General features: G+C 70.5%; 13 protein-coding genes. 7 read left to right on the top strand and 6 right to left on the bottom strand.

Annotated elements, in window-relative coordinates:
* The 3 genes from KGD87_RS00935 (at position 1) to KGD87_RS00925 (ending at position 2,611) form a co-directional block, all read left to right on the top strand.
* Positions 1–255: a hypothetical protein gene (locus tag KGD87_RS00935; protein ID WP_284665707.1), complete on the top strand. Its 255-nt coding sequence runs from the start codon at positions 1–3 to the stop codon at positions 253–255.
* A 65-nt stretch (positions 256–320) separates the two neighbouring features.
* Entirely contained in the window at positions 321–1,172 is an 852-nt protein-coding gene (locus KGD87_RS00930) for a glycosyltransferase family 2 protein (RefSeq protein ID WP_176412023.1), read from the top strand.
* On the top strand, positions 1,169–2,611 hold the full coding sequence (locus KGD87_RS00925; RefSeq protein WP_284665706.1) for a type III PLP-dependent enzyme domain-containing protein: 1,443 nt from the start codon (positions 1,169–1,171) through the stop codon (positions 2,609–2,611). Before KGD87_RS00930 ends, KGD87_RS00925 begins: the two co-directional genes overlap by 4 nt.
* On the opposite strand, the gene KGD87_RS00920 is transcribed toward KGD87_RS00925, so the two are convergent.
* Positions 2,601–3,854, bottom strand: a complete 1,254-nt coding sequence (locus KGD87_RS00920) for a carboxylate--amine ligase (RefSeq protein WP_284665705.1) — start codon at positions 3,852–3,854, stop codon at positions 2,601–2,603. The two genes, KGD87_RS00925 and KGD87_RS00920, sit on opposite strands and share 11 nt — an antisense overlap.
* A 205-nt stretch (positions 3,855–4,059) precedes the next feature.
* Positions 4,060–4,872, bottom strand: coding sequence for a methylase (locus KGD87_RS00915; RefSeq protein WP_284665704.1), 813 nt, complete (start codon positions 4,870–4,872; stop codon positions 4,060–4,062).
* Between the two features lie 101 nt (positions 4,873–4,973).
* On the opposite strand from KGD87_RS00915, the gene KGD87_RS00910 reads away from it, so the two are divergent.
* Positions 4,974–5,954, top strand: coding sequence for a hypothetical protein (locus KGD87_RS00910; protein WP_284665703.1), 981 nt, complete (start codon positions 4,974–4,976; stop codon positions 5,952–5,954).
* A 20-nt stretch (positions 5,955–5,974) separates the two neighbouring features.
* On the opposite strand, the gene KGD87_RS00905 is transcribed toward KGD87_RS00910, so the two are convergent.
* Positions 5,975–7,510: an MBL fold metallo-hydrolase gene (locus tag KGD87_RS00905; protein WP_284665702.1), complete on the bottom strand. Its 1,536-nt coding sequence runs from the start codon at positions 7,508–7,510 to the stop codon at positions 5,975–5,977.
* 134 nt (positions 7,511–7,644) lie between these two features.
* Here KGD87_RS00905 and KGD87_RS00900 point away from each other — a divergent pair, with 134 nt between their 5' ends.
* Complete coding sequence (locus KGD87_RS00900; RefSeq protein WP_502887992.1) at positions 7,645–9,510, top strand: OPT/YSL family transporter; 1,866 nt, start codon at positions 7,645–7,647, stop codon at positions 9,508–9,510.
* A gap of 267 nt (positions 9,511–9,777) precedes the next feature.
* Complete coding sequence (gene thrS / locus KGD87_RS00895; RefSeq protein ID WP_284665700.1) at positions 9,778–10,980, top strand: threonine--tRNA ligase; 1,203 nt, start codon at positions 9,778–9,780, stop codon at positions 10,978–10,980.
* Positions 10,981–11,031: 51 nt separating this feature from the next.
* Here the strand turns inward: thrS and KGD87_RS00890 are convergent, their stop codons facing one another.
* Positions 11,032–11,448, bottom strand: coding sequence for a CBS domain-containing protein (locus KGD87_RS00890; RefSeq protein WP_163786998.1), 417 nt, complete (start codon positions 11,446–11,448; stop codon positions 11,032–11,034).
* A 211-nt stretch (positions 11,449–11,659) separates the two neighbouring features.
* Here KGD87_RS00890 and msrB point away from each other — a divergent pair, with 211 nt between their 5' ends.
* A complete protein-coding gene (gene msrB, locus KGD87_RS00885) occupies positions 11,660–12,082 on the top strand; it encodes a peptide-methionine (R)-S-oxide reductase MsrB (RefSeq protein WP_163787326.1) in 423 nt (140 codons plus the stop codon).
* A gap of 124 nt (positions 12,083–12,206) precedes the next feature.
* On the opposite strand, the gene KGD87_RS00880 is transcribed toward msrB, so the two are convergent.
* Both KGD87_RS00880 and KGD87_RS00875 read right to left on the bottom strand, forming a co-directional pair.
* Positions 12,207–13,541, bottom strand: coding sequence for a hypothetical protein (locus KGD87_RS00880; RefSeq protein ID WP_284665699.1), 1,335 nt, complete (start codon positions 13,539–13,541; stop codon positions 12,207–12,209).
* The gene (locus KGD87_RS00875; protein WP_284668746.1) at positions 13,538–15,724 is read right to left on the bottom strand and encodes a hypothetical protein; all 2,187 of its coding nucleotides are present in this window, start codon (positions 15,722–15,724) and stop codon (positions 13,538–13,540) included. Before KGD87_RS00875 ends, KGD87_RS00880 begins: the two co-directional genes overlap by 4 nt.
* Positions 15,725–15,819 lie beyond the last annotated feature (95 nt).

The raw sequence follows: 15,819 nt of genomic DNA, 5'->3' as shown, positions 1-15,819 counted from the left end.
ATGGCCCGCCACCGCACGCAGCCTTCGCTGAACCGCCTGTCGCGCTGGGATTTCGGTCGAGCGGACAGGCAGGTCCGTGCGGCCACTGGCAGCCATGACTGGGTGGTACGGAGCGCTACACCCCTCTTGCGTCCGAGCGGGAATCGCCAGAATCCGGACATTCCTGTCGTACTCGCAGCGGTTCGCGCGCAGGTCGCGGTCGACCCGGCAGAGATGCAGGGAGTGGATTTCGACCTGGCGTTCGCCAGCTACTGAAGTGACTGGATGGCGCGCGGGCTGGCGGCTTCTCAGGCGTGGCCGCCAACGCGTATAAGTCCGCCATGTCCGTCATTGACGTCTCGGTGGTGATGCCCACCCACAAGCGGGAGAAGGAAGTGGTGGAGGCCATCCGCTCGGTCCTCCGCCAGGAAGGGGTGAGCGTCGAGGTCGTCGTCCTGGACGACACGCCGGAGGGCACGGCACGCGAGGCGGTGGAAGGGCTGAAGGACGAGCGGGTCCGCTACCTGGTGAACGACCCGCCGTCGAAGGGCCGCCCGGCGGTGGTGCGCAACCACGGCGCCACGCTGGCCCGCGGCCGCTACCTGCACTTCCTGGATGACGACGACATGCTCGCGGAGGGCGCGCTGCACGCCATGGTGAGCGCGCTGGACGCGCGGCCGGACGCGGGCGTGGCGGTGGGCTGGGTGGTGCCCTTCGGCGACGACGCGGACTGGCTCAAGGACAAGAGCGCCTACTTCGAGTGGGCCGCCCAGGTGGGCGCCAGCACCCCCAACAGCGCGTGGACGGTGGCCCACATCCTCTTCCGCGGCACGCTGTATGTGAACTCCGCGTGCATGGTGCGCCGGGAGCACTTCGCCCCGCTGGGCGGCTTCGACGCCAGCATCCCCGTCTACGAGGACGTGGACTTCTACCTGCGCGGCATCCGCGCGTTCGGCCACGTCTACGTCAACCGGCCCATCCTGCACTACCGCACCGGCCGGCCTTCGCTGATGCACAACCTGGGCAAGGACGGCACGCTGGTGGTGCAGTCCAACGAGATGATTCACGGCAAGTACCGCAAGGCGAACGGCATGCTGGAGTACCGCCTCATGCAGGCCGCCCTGCGGGTGCTGCCCTTCGAGGTCGCCCGCCGGCTGCCGCTGCGCCTGCGCAACCAGGGCCGCGCGTCATGAGCCTCAAGAGCCGGCTTCTCGGGACGGCCAGGCGCCAGGTGAAGCAGACGCTGCGCCCGGTGCTCCAGCGGGCCATGGCCCCAGCGCGCAACCACATCCCCGCCTCGCACTGGGGCCTGCGGGACGTGCCCGGCCAGGGCCTGAGCCTGGAAGGCGTCCCGCTGGCGCAGCTGGTGGAGCGCTGGGGCTCGCCGTTGCACGTCGTGCACCTGGCGGCGCTGCGCCGCAACGCGGAGCGCTTCCTCGCGGTGCCGCCGGGGCGCACGGGCGGCTGTGAAGTCTATTACTCGTACAAGACGAACCCGGTGCCCGGCGTGCTGTCCTTCCTGCACGGCCTGGGCGTGGGCGCGGAGGTCATCTCCGCCTACGAGATGTGGCTGGCGCTCAAGCTGGGCGTGCCCCCCGAGCGCATCGTCTACAACGGCCCGGTGAAGTCGGAGGCCTCCGTGCGCGAGGCCATCTCCCGGGGCATCCAACTGCTGGCCGCCAACCACGCGGAGGAGATTGCCGTCTTCGCGCGGCTGGCCGCGGAGCTGGAGCGCCGCCCGCGCGTCGCGGTGCGAGTGACGACGAGCAGCGGCTGGACGGGGCAGTTCGGCACGCCCATCGCGGGGGGCGCCGCGCTGCGGGCCTACCAGCAGGCGCGCGGCTCGAAGCACCTGGATGTGGTGGGCCTGCACGCGCACCGTGGCGAAACCATCCGCACGGAGGGCGACTTCACGGCCTTCGTGGAGTCGGTGCTCGACTTCACGGACACGCTGCACCAGGAGCTGGGGCTGGATTTGGAGGTGCTGGATTTGGGCGGCAGCCTCAACACGCCCACCGTCGAGCACATCGCCGAGCGCGACTGGCGCCTCAACCTCACCTTCTTCCGCGACGTGCCCGCGCCCGACCCGGCGGCGTCGCTGTCCATCGACCGCTACGTGGCGCTGGCGGTGGAGCTGGTGGAGACGCACTACGCGCGGCGCGGACGTCAGCGGCCCCGCATCTTCCTGGAGCCGGGCCGCGCCATGACGGGCGACACGCAGCTCCTGCTGGGCCGGGTGCACGCGCTCAAGGCGGGGGAAGACAGGACGTGGGCGGTGCTGGACGCCGGCATCAACCATGCCGAGTGCGTGCGCAACGAGTACCACCAGCTCTTCCACGTGAACCGGCCGGACGCGCCAGCCGACAAAATCTACACGGTGGTGGGCCCCATCTGCACGCCGGGCGACACGCTCTACCACGCGAAGCGGCTGCCCGACCTTCGCGTGGGAGACACGCTGGCCATCATGGACGCGGGCGCCTACTTCGTGCCCTTCGCCACGTCCTTCTCCTATCCCCAGCCGGCCATCATCGCGCTGGAGGACGGGAAGGAGCGGCTGCTGCGGCGCGCGGAGACGTTCGACGACCTGGTGACGTTCGACGCGCCGGACAGCCGCGCCGCGCTCACCGGTTGAGCACCATCATCCGGAGGAAGGCCCGGGGGTGGCGCGCGGAGCCGTAGAGAATCTGCGCCACCTCCACCGCGGTGGGCATCAGGTCATCCGAGTCGATGAGCGGATCCACCGCCGCCCCCTGGTGCGTCTCCAGCCAGCGCCGCCACTGTCGGGCCTCGTCCTCCGGCAACGCGCCGGACAGCCGCTGGAGGTTGAGCAGCATCTCCAGCGCGATGCGGTTGCAGAACACCTCGCCGTTGCCGCGCCAGTCACGCGCGGCCCGCAGCTCGCGGCGCAGGGCGTCCCGGTCCCCCAGCGCGGCGTGGTAGGCCAGCAGCGGCAGCGGCAGGCCCCGGGCGATGTCGAAGCCCATCTGCCCGTAGTAGCGGGGGTTGAAGTCGATGAGGAGGAAGTCGTCCTTCGTCTGGATGAACTCCACCTCGAAGACGCCGTGGTAGCCCAGGCGCTTGCACAGGCGCTGGAGCCCCGCGGCCAGGTCCTCGCGCACCGGGGCGGATTCGAAGCACACGCCCACGCCCAGCCGCCGCGGACGCTGGAGCACCTTCATGGCGCCGCGCACCTCGAACAGCTCGCCCGTCTCGTCCACGAAGCCGGAGAGGCTGTAGATGCCCTCCGCCGCCTCCGGGTGGAACTCCTGCACCATGGGGCGCGACACCGCGGGGTCGAAGCGCACCAGCATGGGCGCGTAGCCATCCCGCGAGAAGGCGCGGTACTCCTCCGCGAGCTGCTCGGGCGCCTGCACCGGCTGCCCCTTGCGGTGGGTGGAGTAGAGAACCTGCGTGGTGGGCTTGATGAGGACCGGGAAGCGCGCCTCGCGGGACACCCCGTCCAGGTCCGCTTCCGACGCCGGGAACCAGGTGCGCGGCAGCTTCAAGCCCACCGCCTGGCCCGCTTCGAAGAGCTTGCGCTTGTTGAGCAGGCCGTAGACGGCGTCGATGCCCGGGTCGTAGAGGTGGAAGTACTCCGACAGCGCCTCGCGGTGGACGGCCACCAGCCACGCCAGCTCGTCGCTCGTCGGGTAGAGCACGTGCCGCAGCGGCTCGCGGCGGCCCAGGCCCAACAGCCACTCGATGAAGGCCTCGGCCTGGGACTCCGGAGGACACTGCAGGCGGCGGCCCACGAAGCGAGACCAGCTCGCCGGCCCCAGCTTGCCGGGGTCCGCCACCGTGACGTCGATGCCGTTGCGTCCGAAGCAACGCGCGGCCGCGAGCGTGCCGTAGAAGCCCGCAGAGAAGAGCAGCACGGACGGTCGGCCCTCCATTCGAACCCGGGGTGCCTGCTCCAACATGACGGTGTCGTTCTCCCGCTGCGTTCCCGGCACGCCTCACGCGAAGGAGAGGCGGCGCCGCTTCAAGTCCTGGTCACGCGCAGGATAACCGCACGCCACCCCGCTTGGCTTCCCTCGGCTGCGCCCTCTCCTTCTCTGAGAAACGCACAGCACACTGTCGTCAAAAACAGACACCCTCCTTGGGCCTCCAAACAACGTAGCCGTGGGACAAGAGCCACGGGTCGGTCTCCACTCCCTCCATGCGTGCGGAGAGCCCCAGCGCGGCTTCGCGAAACGCATCGGGCGGAGGCGCATGGCCCGTGGCCCGCGCCTGCTGCCAGGCCGCGCTCCACGCGGAGAAGAAGTCATGGATGGGCTCACCCGGACGCACCCGGCGGCGCAAGTCCCGGGGCAGCCAGTCCCGGAAGAGCATGGGCGCGAAGCCGAGGCTGAAGTCGGTGTGGAACAGGAGCGCTTCGCGCCGCGGCAGCGCCGGCTCGGTGCCGCGGCGCAGCAGGTGCGCGGACATCACCGCGCCCGTTGGGTCCGCGCTGCCCTCCACCAGCAGGCCCGACGGCAGCAGGTAGCTGGCCAGGGTGCGGTGTACCTCGGGGACGCGCTCGGGCGGCCCCTGGCGGAGCAGGTTCATGGCGCGCACCAGCCGGGCGGGCTCCTCGGGGCGCAGCGGCAATGCGAAGCCACCCTCGCGAAAGGACGTGCGGGCATCCGCGTCCACCTGCGCCGCCCGCGCGCGCTCCGCGTCCAGCTCCACGCCCACCACGGCGAGCTCCGGGTTGAGCGCGCGAAAGGCCTGGGCGCTCTCCAGCGTCGTCCACGGGTGCTCGCCGAAGCCCACGTCGACGAAGGCGGCGTGGGCCCAGGGCCCGTCACGGCGTTCGAGCAACGGGCGCTCGAAGCGGCACAGGTACGTGTCCAGCGCGCGCAGGCGCCCGCGCGAGGTCCGCCCGCGCGTCTTCGTGTCCAGCGGTGGCATGGTGCGCTCTTGGGGGAGTCTGGCGTTGCCGTCAAGCGCAGCCCGCGCCGTACCACTCCGGATTTTCGCCGGACGCGGCAGGCTCCTAGAGTGAGGGGACCGTGGAAGCCCCGTCCTCCCAGGCCTGTCCCCGCTGCCAGTCCCCCCGCGCCGCCGGGCCGGAGTGCCCCCGCTGCGGCATCATCTACGCCAAGGCGGAGGCCCGGGCGGCGCGGCAGCGCGAGGAAGCCCCCACGGTGGCGCCCGAGGAGCCGCCGCCGCTCGTCGACCCCGCCTGGCTGGAGACGCCTGACTTGCGCTCGGACGTGCTGCCACCGGAGACGCCCGCCTGGGATGTCGACGCCGAGGAGGCCGCGTTCGAGCACCGCCTGCGCACCTGGGCCATCCCCGTGGCCCTCCTGGTGTCCTACGTGGCGCTGAGCGGCAACTTCAGCGCCTTCGCGGCCCGGCTCATCACCATGCCGTTCCATGAGCTGGGCCACGCCCTGACGGCCTGGTTCTGTGGCCGGTCCGCGTTCCCCTCGCTGTGGGTGACGGCCATCTTCGGCCGCTCCCATGTCCTGGCGCTGATGCTCGCCGCGGCGCTGGGAGCGTGGGTGTGGTGGGGGTGGAGGCGCCGTCAGTGGCTGTGGGTGGCCTGCGGCGCCATCCTGCTGGTGCTTCAAGCCGTCGGCACGCTGCTGCTGTCGCCGCAGACGGTGGACATGCTCATCACCTTCAACGGCGATGGCGGGATGATGGTGCTGGGCACGGTGATGATGCTGACCCTCTACGCCCCGGCGGGCAGCTACCTCCACAAGCAGGCCCTGCGCTGGGGCTTCCTGGGGCTCGGCGCGTTGTCGCTCATGGACGGCTTCCTGACGTGGTGGAAGTCGAAGAAGGACTTCAGCGCCATTCCCTTCGGCAGGATGGAGGGCGTGGGCCTGAGCGACGCCAGCAAGCTGGTGGGGATGCCCCACGACTGGGGAGAGCATCAGCTCATCGGCAGATACCTGACGCTGGCCACCGTGTGCTTCGCGGTGGTCGCCGGGGTGTACGTGGTGCAGCTCGTGCGCGGCAGGGCCCGGCTCGCCGCGCGCTGAGTGCCCGCGCGGCGGACACATCACGCCGCGTCGCCGAAAGGCCACACGAAGCCGGGGTGGCGCACCACCTCCGGCGTCCGAGCTCCCTTCCAGCGCAGCGACTCTCCCGGCCGCAGCACCAGGGGCTTGGGAGCGGCCTTCATCGTCCGCCGGACCTCGGCGAGCCGCTCCGGATAGGGGTCGGCGTCCGGGTTCTCATCCAGGTGGCTGGCGCCGCTCACGGGCTCGCCGGGGTAGCCCGCGTAGCGAGGCCCCATGCCCTCGCGCCAGTACCAGGGCGCCCCACCATCCGCGCAGGGCACCACGTAGCGGGCGCCCAGCAAGGCGCCATAACGCAGCGCCTCCTCCGGCCCGGCCATGAGCCGCTGCGGCGCCTTCAGCATCGCGCGGGGGACGTTGACCAGGAACGCCTCCAGCGTGGTGAAGCCGAAGAAGATGGGCGCCAGCCGGAAGCCGCGGACGCCGCAGAAGAGCACGTCCACCGGAGCCTCGCGGAGCACGCGCCGGCACACCGCCGCCATGTCCCCACGCACGTCATGCCCTGAGTCCGCGAAGAACGCCGCGGAGAAGCCGGGCGCCCGCACCAGCCACGCGTTGCCCTCGTTGAAGAGGTCCGGGTACGGGCCTTCACCGTCCGTGGGCTGCTCGCCGTAGAACGGCAGCGCGCGCACGGTGACGTCGCCGACCTGCCGGGACTCGCCCCAGCGCAGGGGCTCCACGCGCGTGAAGCCCAGCTGCGACAGCCGCAGGGCACAGTCCGTGGAGAAGAGACTCTCACGCGCCACCGCCGGCACGAAGATGCGCGTGTCGCGAGGCAACTGCAGCAACGAGCCCAGGTGGAAGTGGTCCCCATGTGAATGGGTGATGACCACCGCGTCCACCCGCCCCACGTCGCGCGGCTGCATCGCCGCATAGCCCGGCAAGTCCACCGCGCCCTCGGGCCGGAAGTACGGGTCCACCAGCACGCGTCCCTCGCGGCCAGTGACGAGCACCGTGTTGTGCCCCACGAAGAGCGCGCCGGGCGAGGGCACGTCCACGGGCGCTTCATGGCGCACGAGCCAGCCCGCCTGCCCCAGGTCCGCCACCAACTCCGCCAACACGGGCAGCGCCGCGAAGGTCCGGAGCTCCGCGCGTGTGGCGCCGCGCGCGAGCGCCGCGAAGAAGTCCGCCACGGCGGGCCACTCGGACGCACGCACGGGCACGTCCAGGCCCAGCGCTTCCTGGCGAAGGTGCAGCACCCGCGGCCGGTGTCGCGTGGCCTCCGGGAACAGCACGTCGGGACGCAACACGCGGCGTCCCATGCGCCGCTGCTTTCCCACGCACAGCGCGGCATAGCGTGGGGTGTCCTCCAGCCAGCGCACCAGCGCCTCCGCGTCGTGCAGCGCGCCCTCGCGTCCCAGCGTGGCGACGTGCCGCTTCAGCGGGAGGAAGGCACGGCGGACAGGCCGGGCGGTGGGCCCCTGGATGCTGCAGCCCAGGTCCTCATGGTGGTCGGCCTCCGTCCGGGCCGAGGCGAGCACGGCCAGGCTGACGCCCCGGTGCAGGGTGAATCGCATGGCGGCGGATGTTGCCACGCGTCACGCGCGGCGCGGCGTTTCTCCAACGTCCGGGCGAGCCCGCGGACCGTCCCCCTCACCCGACGGCCCAGGTTGTGACAGGAGCGTGGAAGGCCGGTACCCTTCGGCGCCGAATGTCATTATCAGCCCCCTCGCTCCCTCCGGAGCCCCCTTCCCCGTCCTCGGGTGGCGCCCTCGCGGAGCCCGCCCAACGTCGCTTCCACTGGTTGCCCCCCGTGGGGACGTGGAAGTACCACCTGCTGCTGAGCGCGGTGGCCCTGTTCGTCCTGGGGCCCCTGGGCGGCATCGCCGCCTCGTACATGAACTTCAGCGTGGGCTTCTTCGTCGGCGGCCAGGTGCTGGCCGGCATCCTCGGCAGCGCCGTCACCTACGGGTACGGCGCGGAGGGCAAGCACGGCGCCAACTACATGCAGACGATGGCCGCGTCGGTGGCCTCGCTGTGCGCCATGTCCGTGCTCATCCAGTCCATGGTGTGGCTGGGCATGGAGATGCCCGCCGACTGGAAGCTGATGCTCTTCGTCGGCTGCGTGGGCATGTTCGCGGTGGGCGTGGGCATGCTCTACACGCCGCTGCTCGTGGACAAGCTCCAGCTCGACTATCCGTCCGGGCTGGCGGTGGCCAACATCCTGCGCGCCCTCACGGACAAGCGCCTGCTCAAGGCGTCCATCTCCAAGCTGGGCGGCGGCACCCTGCTGGGCGCCCTGGCGGCGTGGATGACGGAGAAGGTGGCCTTCGTCGCCTCCATCGGCACCAGCGCGGCGACGCTGGGCGCGGGCATGATTGTCGGCAGCCGCATCACCGTGCCCGCCATCGTGATGGCCGTCATCGGCGCGCTGATGCTGCCCACGCTGCGTGAGATGGGGTGGCTGGGTCCTCAGGACCCGTTCCGTAAAATCGGCTTCGTCATTGGCCTGGGGATGATTTGCGGCGCGGCCGTGGTGGACCTGTCGCTGCTGGCGGTCCAGGCGGCGAAGCGCATCCGCGAGCGGGCCTCAGCGGCGGACGAAGCGGCGGAGGAGTCCTGGAAGAAGGTCAACATCCCCCGGCTGCTGGCCTGGGTGGCTGTCTGGGGCGGCGCGACGCTGGTGGTGGGCACGCAGGTGCTGAATCAGCCCGTCGGCTGGCTCCTCTTCGGCATGGGGCTGGCCCTGCTGTTCGTGCTCATCAACGGCATCTCGTTCGGCATCACCGACCAGAACCCCATCTCCAGCGCCTTCGTCATCTCCGTGCTGATGATGTCCATGATGGGCCTGCGCGTCCCGCTGGTGGGCATGATGGCCGCCACCATCCTGCTCATCTCCACCTCGGTGGGCTGCGACATGCAGCAGGACCGCTCCACAGGTTGGCGCCTGGGCACCAACCGCGTCACCCAGTTCCGCTACCAGGTGCTGGGCGTCATCATGGGCGCGCTGCTGTGCGTGGGCCTGGCGCGCGTGTTCATGACCGCCTACCCGGCGCTCACCATCAACCAGTTGGACAACCCCAACGCCGAGGTGGGCCAGTGGGGCTCCGCGATGACGTACAAGCTGGTGGGCGCCATCCGCGACCTCGGCTCGCTGTCGCAGGCCGTCGTGAGTGCCCTGCTCCTCGGGCTGGCCATCGGCTTCACCTACGAGCTGCTGCGCAAGGTGGTGCGAGGCAACGCGCGCTACCAGCGGTACGTGAAGGGTTCCCGTCAGGGCTTCGCCGTCGGCTGGACGGTGGACGCCCTCCTGCTGCCCAGTCCCTACGCGTCGTCGTTCGGCGGCTTCGTGGCGTTCCCGGTGTCGCTGTGGTTCGGCGCGGGAGGCATCGTGACGTCCGTCTGGAACACGTTCTCCAAGCGCGGGCAACCGGCGGTGAGTGGCAGCCCGGGTGAAGGCGAGGCCCTCCCGGAGGACATGAGCACCATGTCCCTGATGGGCGGCGGCCTCATCGCTGGTGAGTCGCTGTTCTTCCTCATCGCCGGCCTCATCGGGCTCGCGTCGCTGTTGGCGTAGCAACACCTGCACGGGCCCTCGCGGCGGCGCGGGGGCCGAGTTGACAATTCCCCGCGCCGCTCGCATCTTCTTCGCCGTGAGCTTCGTCATCACCACCACGACCACCGGCACCACGACTCGCTTCGGCGGGCGTGGAGCCGTGCGCGTCATGGGGTGAGCTGACGAACGCACGGTTCCCTGCCCCGCCTTCTCCGGCCGGGGCAACCGTGCGCTCGCTCAGCGCTCCGACCGGATGGCGTTTCACCCTTCCGAATCGGAGACGAAGCCATGCTCGACGAACACGACCACCGCGCGCTGGGCCAGCGCCTGGACCTCTTCCACCTGCAGGAAGAGGCCCCCGGCATGGTGTTCTGGCACCCGCGTGGACTGCTGCTGTACCGGCTGCTGGAGGAGCACGTCCGCCAGCGCATGCGGCGCGAGGGCTACCAGGAAGTCCGCACCCCACAGCTCTACGCGCAGCCCTTGTGGGAGCGCAGCGGCCACTGGGACAACTTCCGGGAGAACATGTTCCTGGTGGAGGACGGCGCGCGGCACCTGGGCGTGAAGCCGGTGAGCTGCCCCGGCCACATCGAGCTGGTGCAGCGCATGGCGCCCAGCTACCGGGACTTGCCGCTGCGCCTGGGTGAGTTCGGGCTGGTGCACCGCGCGGAGCCCGGCGGCGCGCTCCACGGCCTGTTCCGCCTGCGGCAGTTCACCCAGGATGACGGCCACATCTTCTGCGCCGAGCCGCAGGTGGTGCCGGAGGTCGTCCGCTTCGCCCGCTCGCTGAAGGACTTCTACGCGGGCTTCGGCTTCGACGACGTCCAGGTGGCCTTCTCCGGCCGGCCCGCGGCGCGCGCGGGGCGCGATGCGCTCTGGGACAAGGCCGAGTCCTGGCTCCTCCTGGCCGCGAAGGAAGCGGGGCTCCACTGCCACATGCAGCCGGGCGAGGGCGCCTTCTACGGACCCAAGCTGGAGTTCGTCTTGAAGGACCGGCTGGGGCGCGCGTGGCAGTGCGGCACCATCCAGTTGGACCTCGTGCTGCCGGAGCGCTTCGACCTCCACTACATCGACGCCTCCGGGGCCCGCGTCCGTCCGGTGATGCTTCACCGCGCGCTGCTCGGCAGCCTGGAGCGCTTCATCGGCGTCCTGCTGGAGCACCACGGCGGCGCGCTGCCGCCCTGGTTGGCGCCGCAGCAGGTGGTGGTGGCCGCCGTGGGTGAAGGCGCGGGCGACTACGCCGAGCGCTTCGCCGCGAAGCTCCAGGCGGCGGGCTGCCGCGTCAGCGTGGACCGGCGGGGCGAGTCCCTGTCCCGCAAGGTCCTGGATGCCCACGCGGCGGGCGTCCCGTGGCTGGTGGTGGCGGGCGCACGCGAGCTGGCCGCGGGCAAGGTCCGCTTGCGGCAGCGAGGCGGCGCGCAGCGGGACGTCCCGTGGGAGGACGCGGCGGCGGAGCTCGTCGCGTCGTGCCGTCCGGCCCCAGACGCCTGAGGGTGACACCGGGGCGCGGGCGGTGAAGCGTGCCGCTCGCGCCCCAAGGCCTCAGCCCTGTTGGAGCCGCTCCAGCACCTCGCCCGCGTGCAGGACCTCCTCCGGCACCGTGGCCAGGTCATCCAGGCTCAGGAGCCCCACCGGCCGCCGCTCGCCGTCCACCACCACGAGGCGACGCACCATCTTCTCCTCCATCGTCCGTTCCGCCACCTCGAGCGTCGCGTCCATGTCGCAGGTGATGACCGTAGCCGTCATCACCTCGCGCACGGGCGTGGTGTTCGGGTCCTGCCCCAGCGCCGCGGACCGCACCGCGATGTCCCGGTCCGTCAGCATGCCCACCAACTGCCCCCCTTCCAGCACAGGCAGGGAGCCGATGTTGCACGTGCGCATCCTCAGCGCCGCGGCCCGGATGGGCTCGCCTGCTTCGATGGTCTCCAGGTTCTTGGTCATCAGCTCGCCAATACGCATTGCACGCTCCTTGCCTGGCATGACGCGTCTACCCACTCCCGTTGAAACCCCGGCGCCCCGCCGCTGCCTCCCGGATTGCGCCTGGCGCTGAAGCGAGGAGCCGGACAGGCCTTCTAACACCTTGCCGCCCACCAGGCGCGACGCTGGGGCAGGATGCGCATCTGAAGTGCGCGTGGGTCCCGGTCCGGGCCCGGACAAGGAGCAGGAAGGAATGGTCGACAAGCTCACCCTTAGCGACGACGAGTGGCGCAAGCGCTTGAGCCCCCAGGAGTATGAAGTCCTCCGCCGCCACGGCACCGAGCGGCCTGGCTCCGGGTGCTTCCTGGGCACGAAGACGCCGGGCACCTACGTGTGCGCGGGCTGCGGCAATCCCCTGTTCAAGGCGGGCACGAAGTTCGAGTCCGGCACGGGCTGGCCGTCCTTCACGCAGCCGGTGGCGGCCGACGCGGTGACGGAAATCCAGGACGTCTCACACGGAATGGTTCGCACCGAAGTCCGCTGTGCGCGCTGCGACGGGCACCTGGGCCACGTCTTCCCCGACGGCCCTCCGCCCACCGGCTTGCGCTACTGCATGAACTCGGTGTCCATGAAGCACGTCCCCGATGGCCAGCCGCTGGAGTTGGTGAAGGCGTAGCCTGCAGCCATGCAGCCCCGCCCTGGCGCATGACGTCATGCGCCGGGGCGCTTGAACTCAGCCCCTGCGTCCAAGCCTGTAGGCCGAATCCCAGCGTTCGCGGTTCGTTCGGCTGCAGCCAGGCTCATGAGCGGTGCCGCTCCGCCTCCCGGAAGAACTGGGTGAGCGAGTAGTCGAGCAGCGCCTGGCGGGACTGCATGTAGCGACGGGCGCGGAGGAAGGGCAGCCAGACCCGATTGCCGACACACACCTGGGACTCCTCCAGTTTCGACCGCGGCACCCATGTCCCGCCCAACCGCCGCACCAGCACGCCACCCAGGTAGGCCCCTAACGCCGGGGCGGTGTGACTGTCGATGAGTTCGCGCGTGTACCTCTCCGGGAAGTTCTCCCTCCAGAAGTAGAAGTCCAGGTCCGTGAGGGACTCGGGCGTCTCCTCCGTGATGCCAGGCACCTTGGTATGCAGCGCCGCCATCAGGCCTTCCGCCAGGTCGTCATAGTGGCTGCGAGTTCGTTCGGCATTCTCCACGTCTGATGGCAGAGCGGCCGGAAGCCACTCCTCCGGAGCAGGTGGTCGGAAGGCGTTGAGCTCGGCGATTCTCCGCTGCCGCTCGCTGTTGGCGAATTCGTCCGGAAGCCGGGAGAGGAGTGGCGCCAGGTCAGGGAGGAAGTGCGGCTCCACGGGAGCGAGCGCGGCGCTGCGCTCTCGCAGCGAGTTCAGCACCGTGTCGAAGTCGAGGTCGGGCCGCAGATGGACATGGGCACGGGTCTGCTCCGCGCGCGCTTCCTCACTGGCGAAGTCGGCGGCGGTGGGCCGTACCACCAGAAGAACGGAGCCGTTGGGGAGTTCCTCCACGAGGTGTGCAGGGGTCGAGAGCATCCGCTCGCGGCCTACACCTTCCACGAGCCTGGGGCCGAAGATGTTCAGCCAACACACCTCGTAGACCTTGTCGAAGCCATCCCGCCGAGACACCTCCGCTTCGCGACCGAAATGGGGGAAGCCCGCCAACTCACGGTCAGCCATGCTGTGGGCGGAGGCGTATGGAACGGGGTAGTGGATGGCCCACGCCCGGACCATGTCGATGAACCTTCTACACTCCCCTGCCTCCCCAAAGAGAGAGAGGGGCTTCACGTCGATCCAAATTCGTAACTTCGGGGCGAGCGGGGGGAATCCAAGACGGAGCGACATATCCAACTCAGGCGAGTGCGCACGATAGAGCCCAATGGACGTGCCGTTCTCGTCGCGACGCTCCTTCAGCGCTTCCCAAACAGCCTCGCGGGAGAACTTCCGCCTGCGCTTTCCCCTGACAATATCCGGCATCCATTGACCCGCGCAGGCATCGAGAGCCTGAAGGAAAGGCTCCACCTCACGCTCGACTTCGGCCATCTGATCGAAGGCGCCTTCGAATGAGAGCAGGAGATTGTCGTCAACACTTGAGCCGTGAGCATCCAGCATCTTCATTGGACCATCACCTCCACCCCAACGACCTTTTCCTGCGCGTCGCTCATCGCGGCCTCCAGCGTCTCTGCCTTCTTCGGCTTGAGCCCTCCGCCCTCATATACGAGGCGGACCCTTTGGACCTGCGCGCGCTGCCGAATCTCTTTCCGCAGGACCTCCAGAGTCCCGCCGTAGAACCTCAGCGCGCTCCTCGCATCCGTAGTCATTTGCGCGACGAGCGCATCATTATCCAGTCTCTGTAGGTCCCGGCTCTTGAAGCTGAACGTCTCCACGCGCGGCCTTGGGCCTGCGGCGGGCCCCTCCTCGATGACGAGCACGTCCGCGAAGCGCAGGTCCGCCTTCGCCACGCCCACGTGCGTCTCGATGCGGGGCCGGTCGAAGTCCCTGAGCCACCGCCGCTGCGCCCGAGGGAGCGCCGCGTCCGCCTCCAGAATGGCGACCATCTTCTGCTCGAAGGCCAGCCCCCGTGCGTACCTGGCGCGCACAAGCTGGTATCCGGCCCACTTCAGCGGCCCCTGCTCCGCAATCCCCTGCTTGAGTTCAGCCGCCCTCGTCTCCAGGTAGGCCACGTAGTCGGCCCAGAGAGGCTCGGCCTTGAGCTCGACGGGAGCCGCCTTCCGCAGGGCCTGGCGGTGCCGCGTCAACTCCGCCACGTCCATCGACAGGCGCGCTCCCGGGAACTCCGCCTCCCACTGCTTGAACTTCGCCTCCGCCACCGCCGCGGGGAGTCCGGCTGGCTCGGGTGGCACGGAGGGCCTGCTGCCACTGCTTCTCCCTGCGCCTCCGCCGGTGGACGCGGCGCGCGGAGGCTCGCGATACCGCACCGCCAACGTCGCCTGCGCTTGAGCGACGTTGCCGCGCGCCTCATGCAGCGCCAGCGCGCCGGCCTCGCCCCACTCCGCCACCAGAATGGCCGCGTCCCGGCGCTGCTGGAGGTGCCGGGCCAACTCCCCCACGGCGCTCTCCCCAAGTCGCGCCTCCAACCGCTCCAGCACGGCCTTCAGCGCCTCCACGCGGGGCACCACCACCTGGAGCCGCGCACCCTCCTGCCTGGAGAGGCCGACTTCACGGAAGGAACGTGCGCCCTTCCCTCCCGCGTACAGGCCCACCATGAGGGCCGCCGGCGCCAACTGCCGCGTGGCCTCCTCGTACTCCCCCTTGGCGAGGGAGGCCCCGCCCTGCGCCGTCCCTGCCGCCAGGTGGTAGAAGCCCAGCGGCACGCCGAAGGTGAGGGTGTCGAAGGATGCCAGGGCCACGTTGCCCGGCGCGAAGGCCCCCAGGTACTGCGCCCTCTCCACCTCCTCGTACGCGGCCCGGTAGGGCAGAGGAAGCCGCGGGGGCAGCGCGGACGCGTCCACGCTCCGGCTCCCGCTGACGAGCGGAATGGAGGCGGCGACGTCGTCCGCGGCCCGTCCCAGCCCGCGCGCGATGTCGCCCGCGCGGAAGTCTCGCTCCGGGAAGTCAGCGAGGGCCAGGCCTCGCTGCTTCAGCTCCTCGCACACCACCTCCATGGCCCCCAGCGTGCGCGTCAGCAGCTTGTCCTCGGCCAGCAGGCGCAGCAGGTGTCGCACCTCGTCGTCGTGGGTGGTGTGGAGGACGAAGAGGGCGAGGACTTCCGCCTTGGCCAGGCCGTGCTTCTGGGCGGCGGTAGCGAGGAAGGCCGCGCGCTTTTTGAGGAGGACGCGGGCCGCTTCGGCCTCCAGGGGGCCCAGGGCGCCAAGCCGGACGGCATTCCAGTCCGAGAGGGCCTCCACCAGCCGGGGCATGTCCGCCCGGCGCTGCAAGGCCAGGAAGGCCGCTGGCGTGGTGCACGCAAGGAAGGGTGCCAGCACCTCCTCCTCCGAGTCCAGGTGCGGCCAGCCCGAAGGCACCTCCCCGCACGCGCCCACCACTCGCAGGGGCGTCGTCTCGCCTCCGCCGGGGCTCGAGGGCGACGACATGACTCGGCGGCGGTGAAGGAGCGGCCCGGCGTCGGCCTCCTCGTCGGAGAAGTCCTCGGGCACGGCGGCCTCGGGAGGACTCACGACGGCACCGCGCCCAGGGGCCGCCAAAGGCGTCGGGCCCGCTCCGGCAGCCAGGGTGCCTCCAGGGCTGGTCCGAGATGGCAGCGAGGCACAGCCCGACGTGAGGAGCGCCAGGGCCAGCACCAGGCAGCCACCACCGCGCGGCAGTCGCTCAGCGCGCAGTGTCCACCCCCAGGCCCCTGGCCGCGAAGGCCCCCGGCCGCGTCGTCCCCTCTGGCGTGGGATACAGCAGCGTGCAGCCCTGCCCCAACGGATGA

Source organism: Myxococcus sp. SDU36 (assembly GCF_030168875.1).
Classification (GTDB): domain Bacteria; phylum Myxococcota; class Myxococcia; order Myxococcales; family Myxococcaceae; genus Myxococcus; species Myxococcus vastator.
Note: the sequence above shows the minus strand (reverse complement) of the source record. Positions and strands in the feature narration are given on the sequence as shown.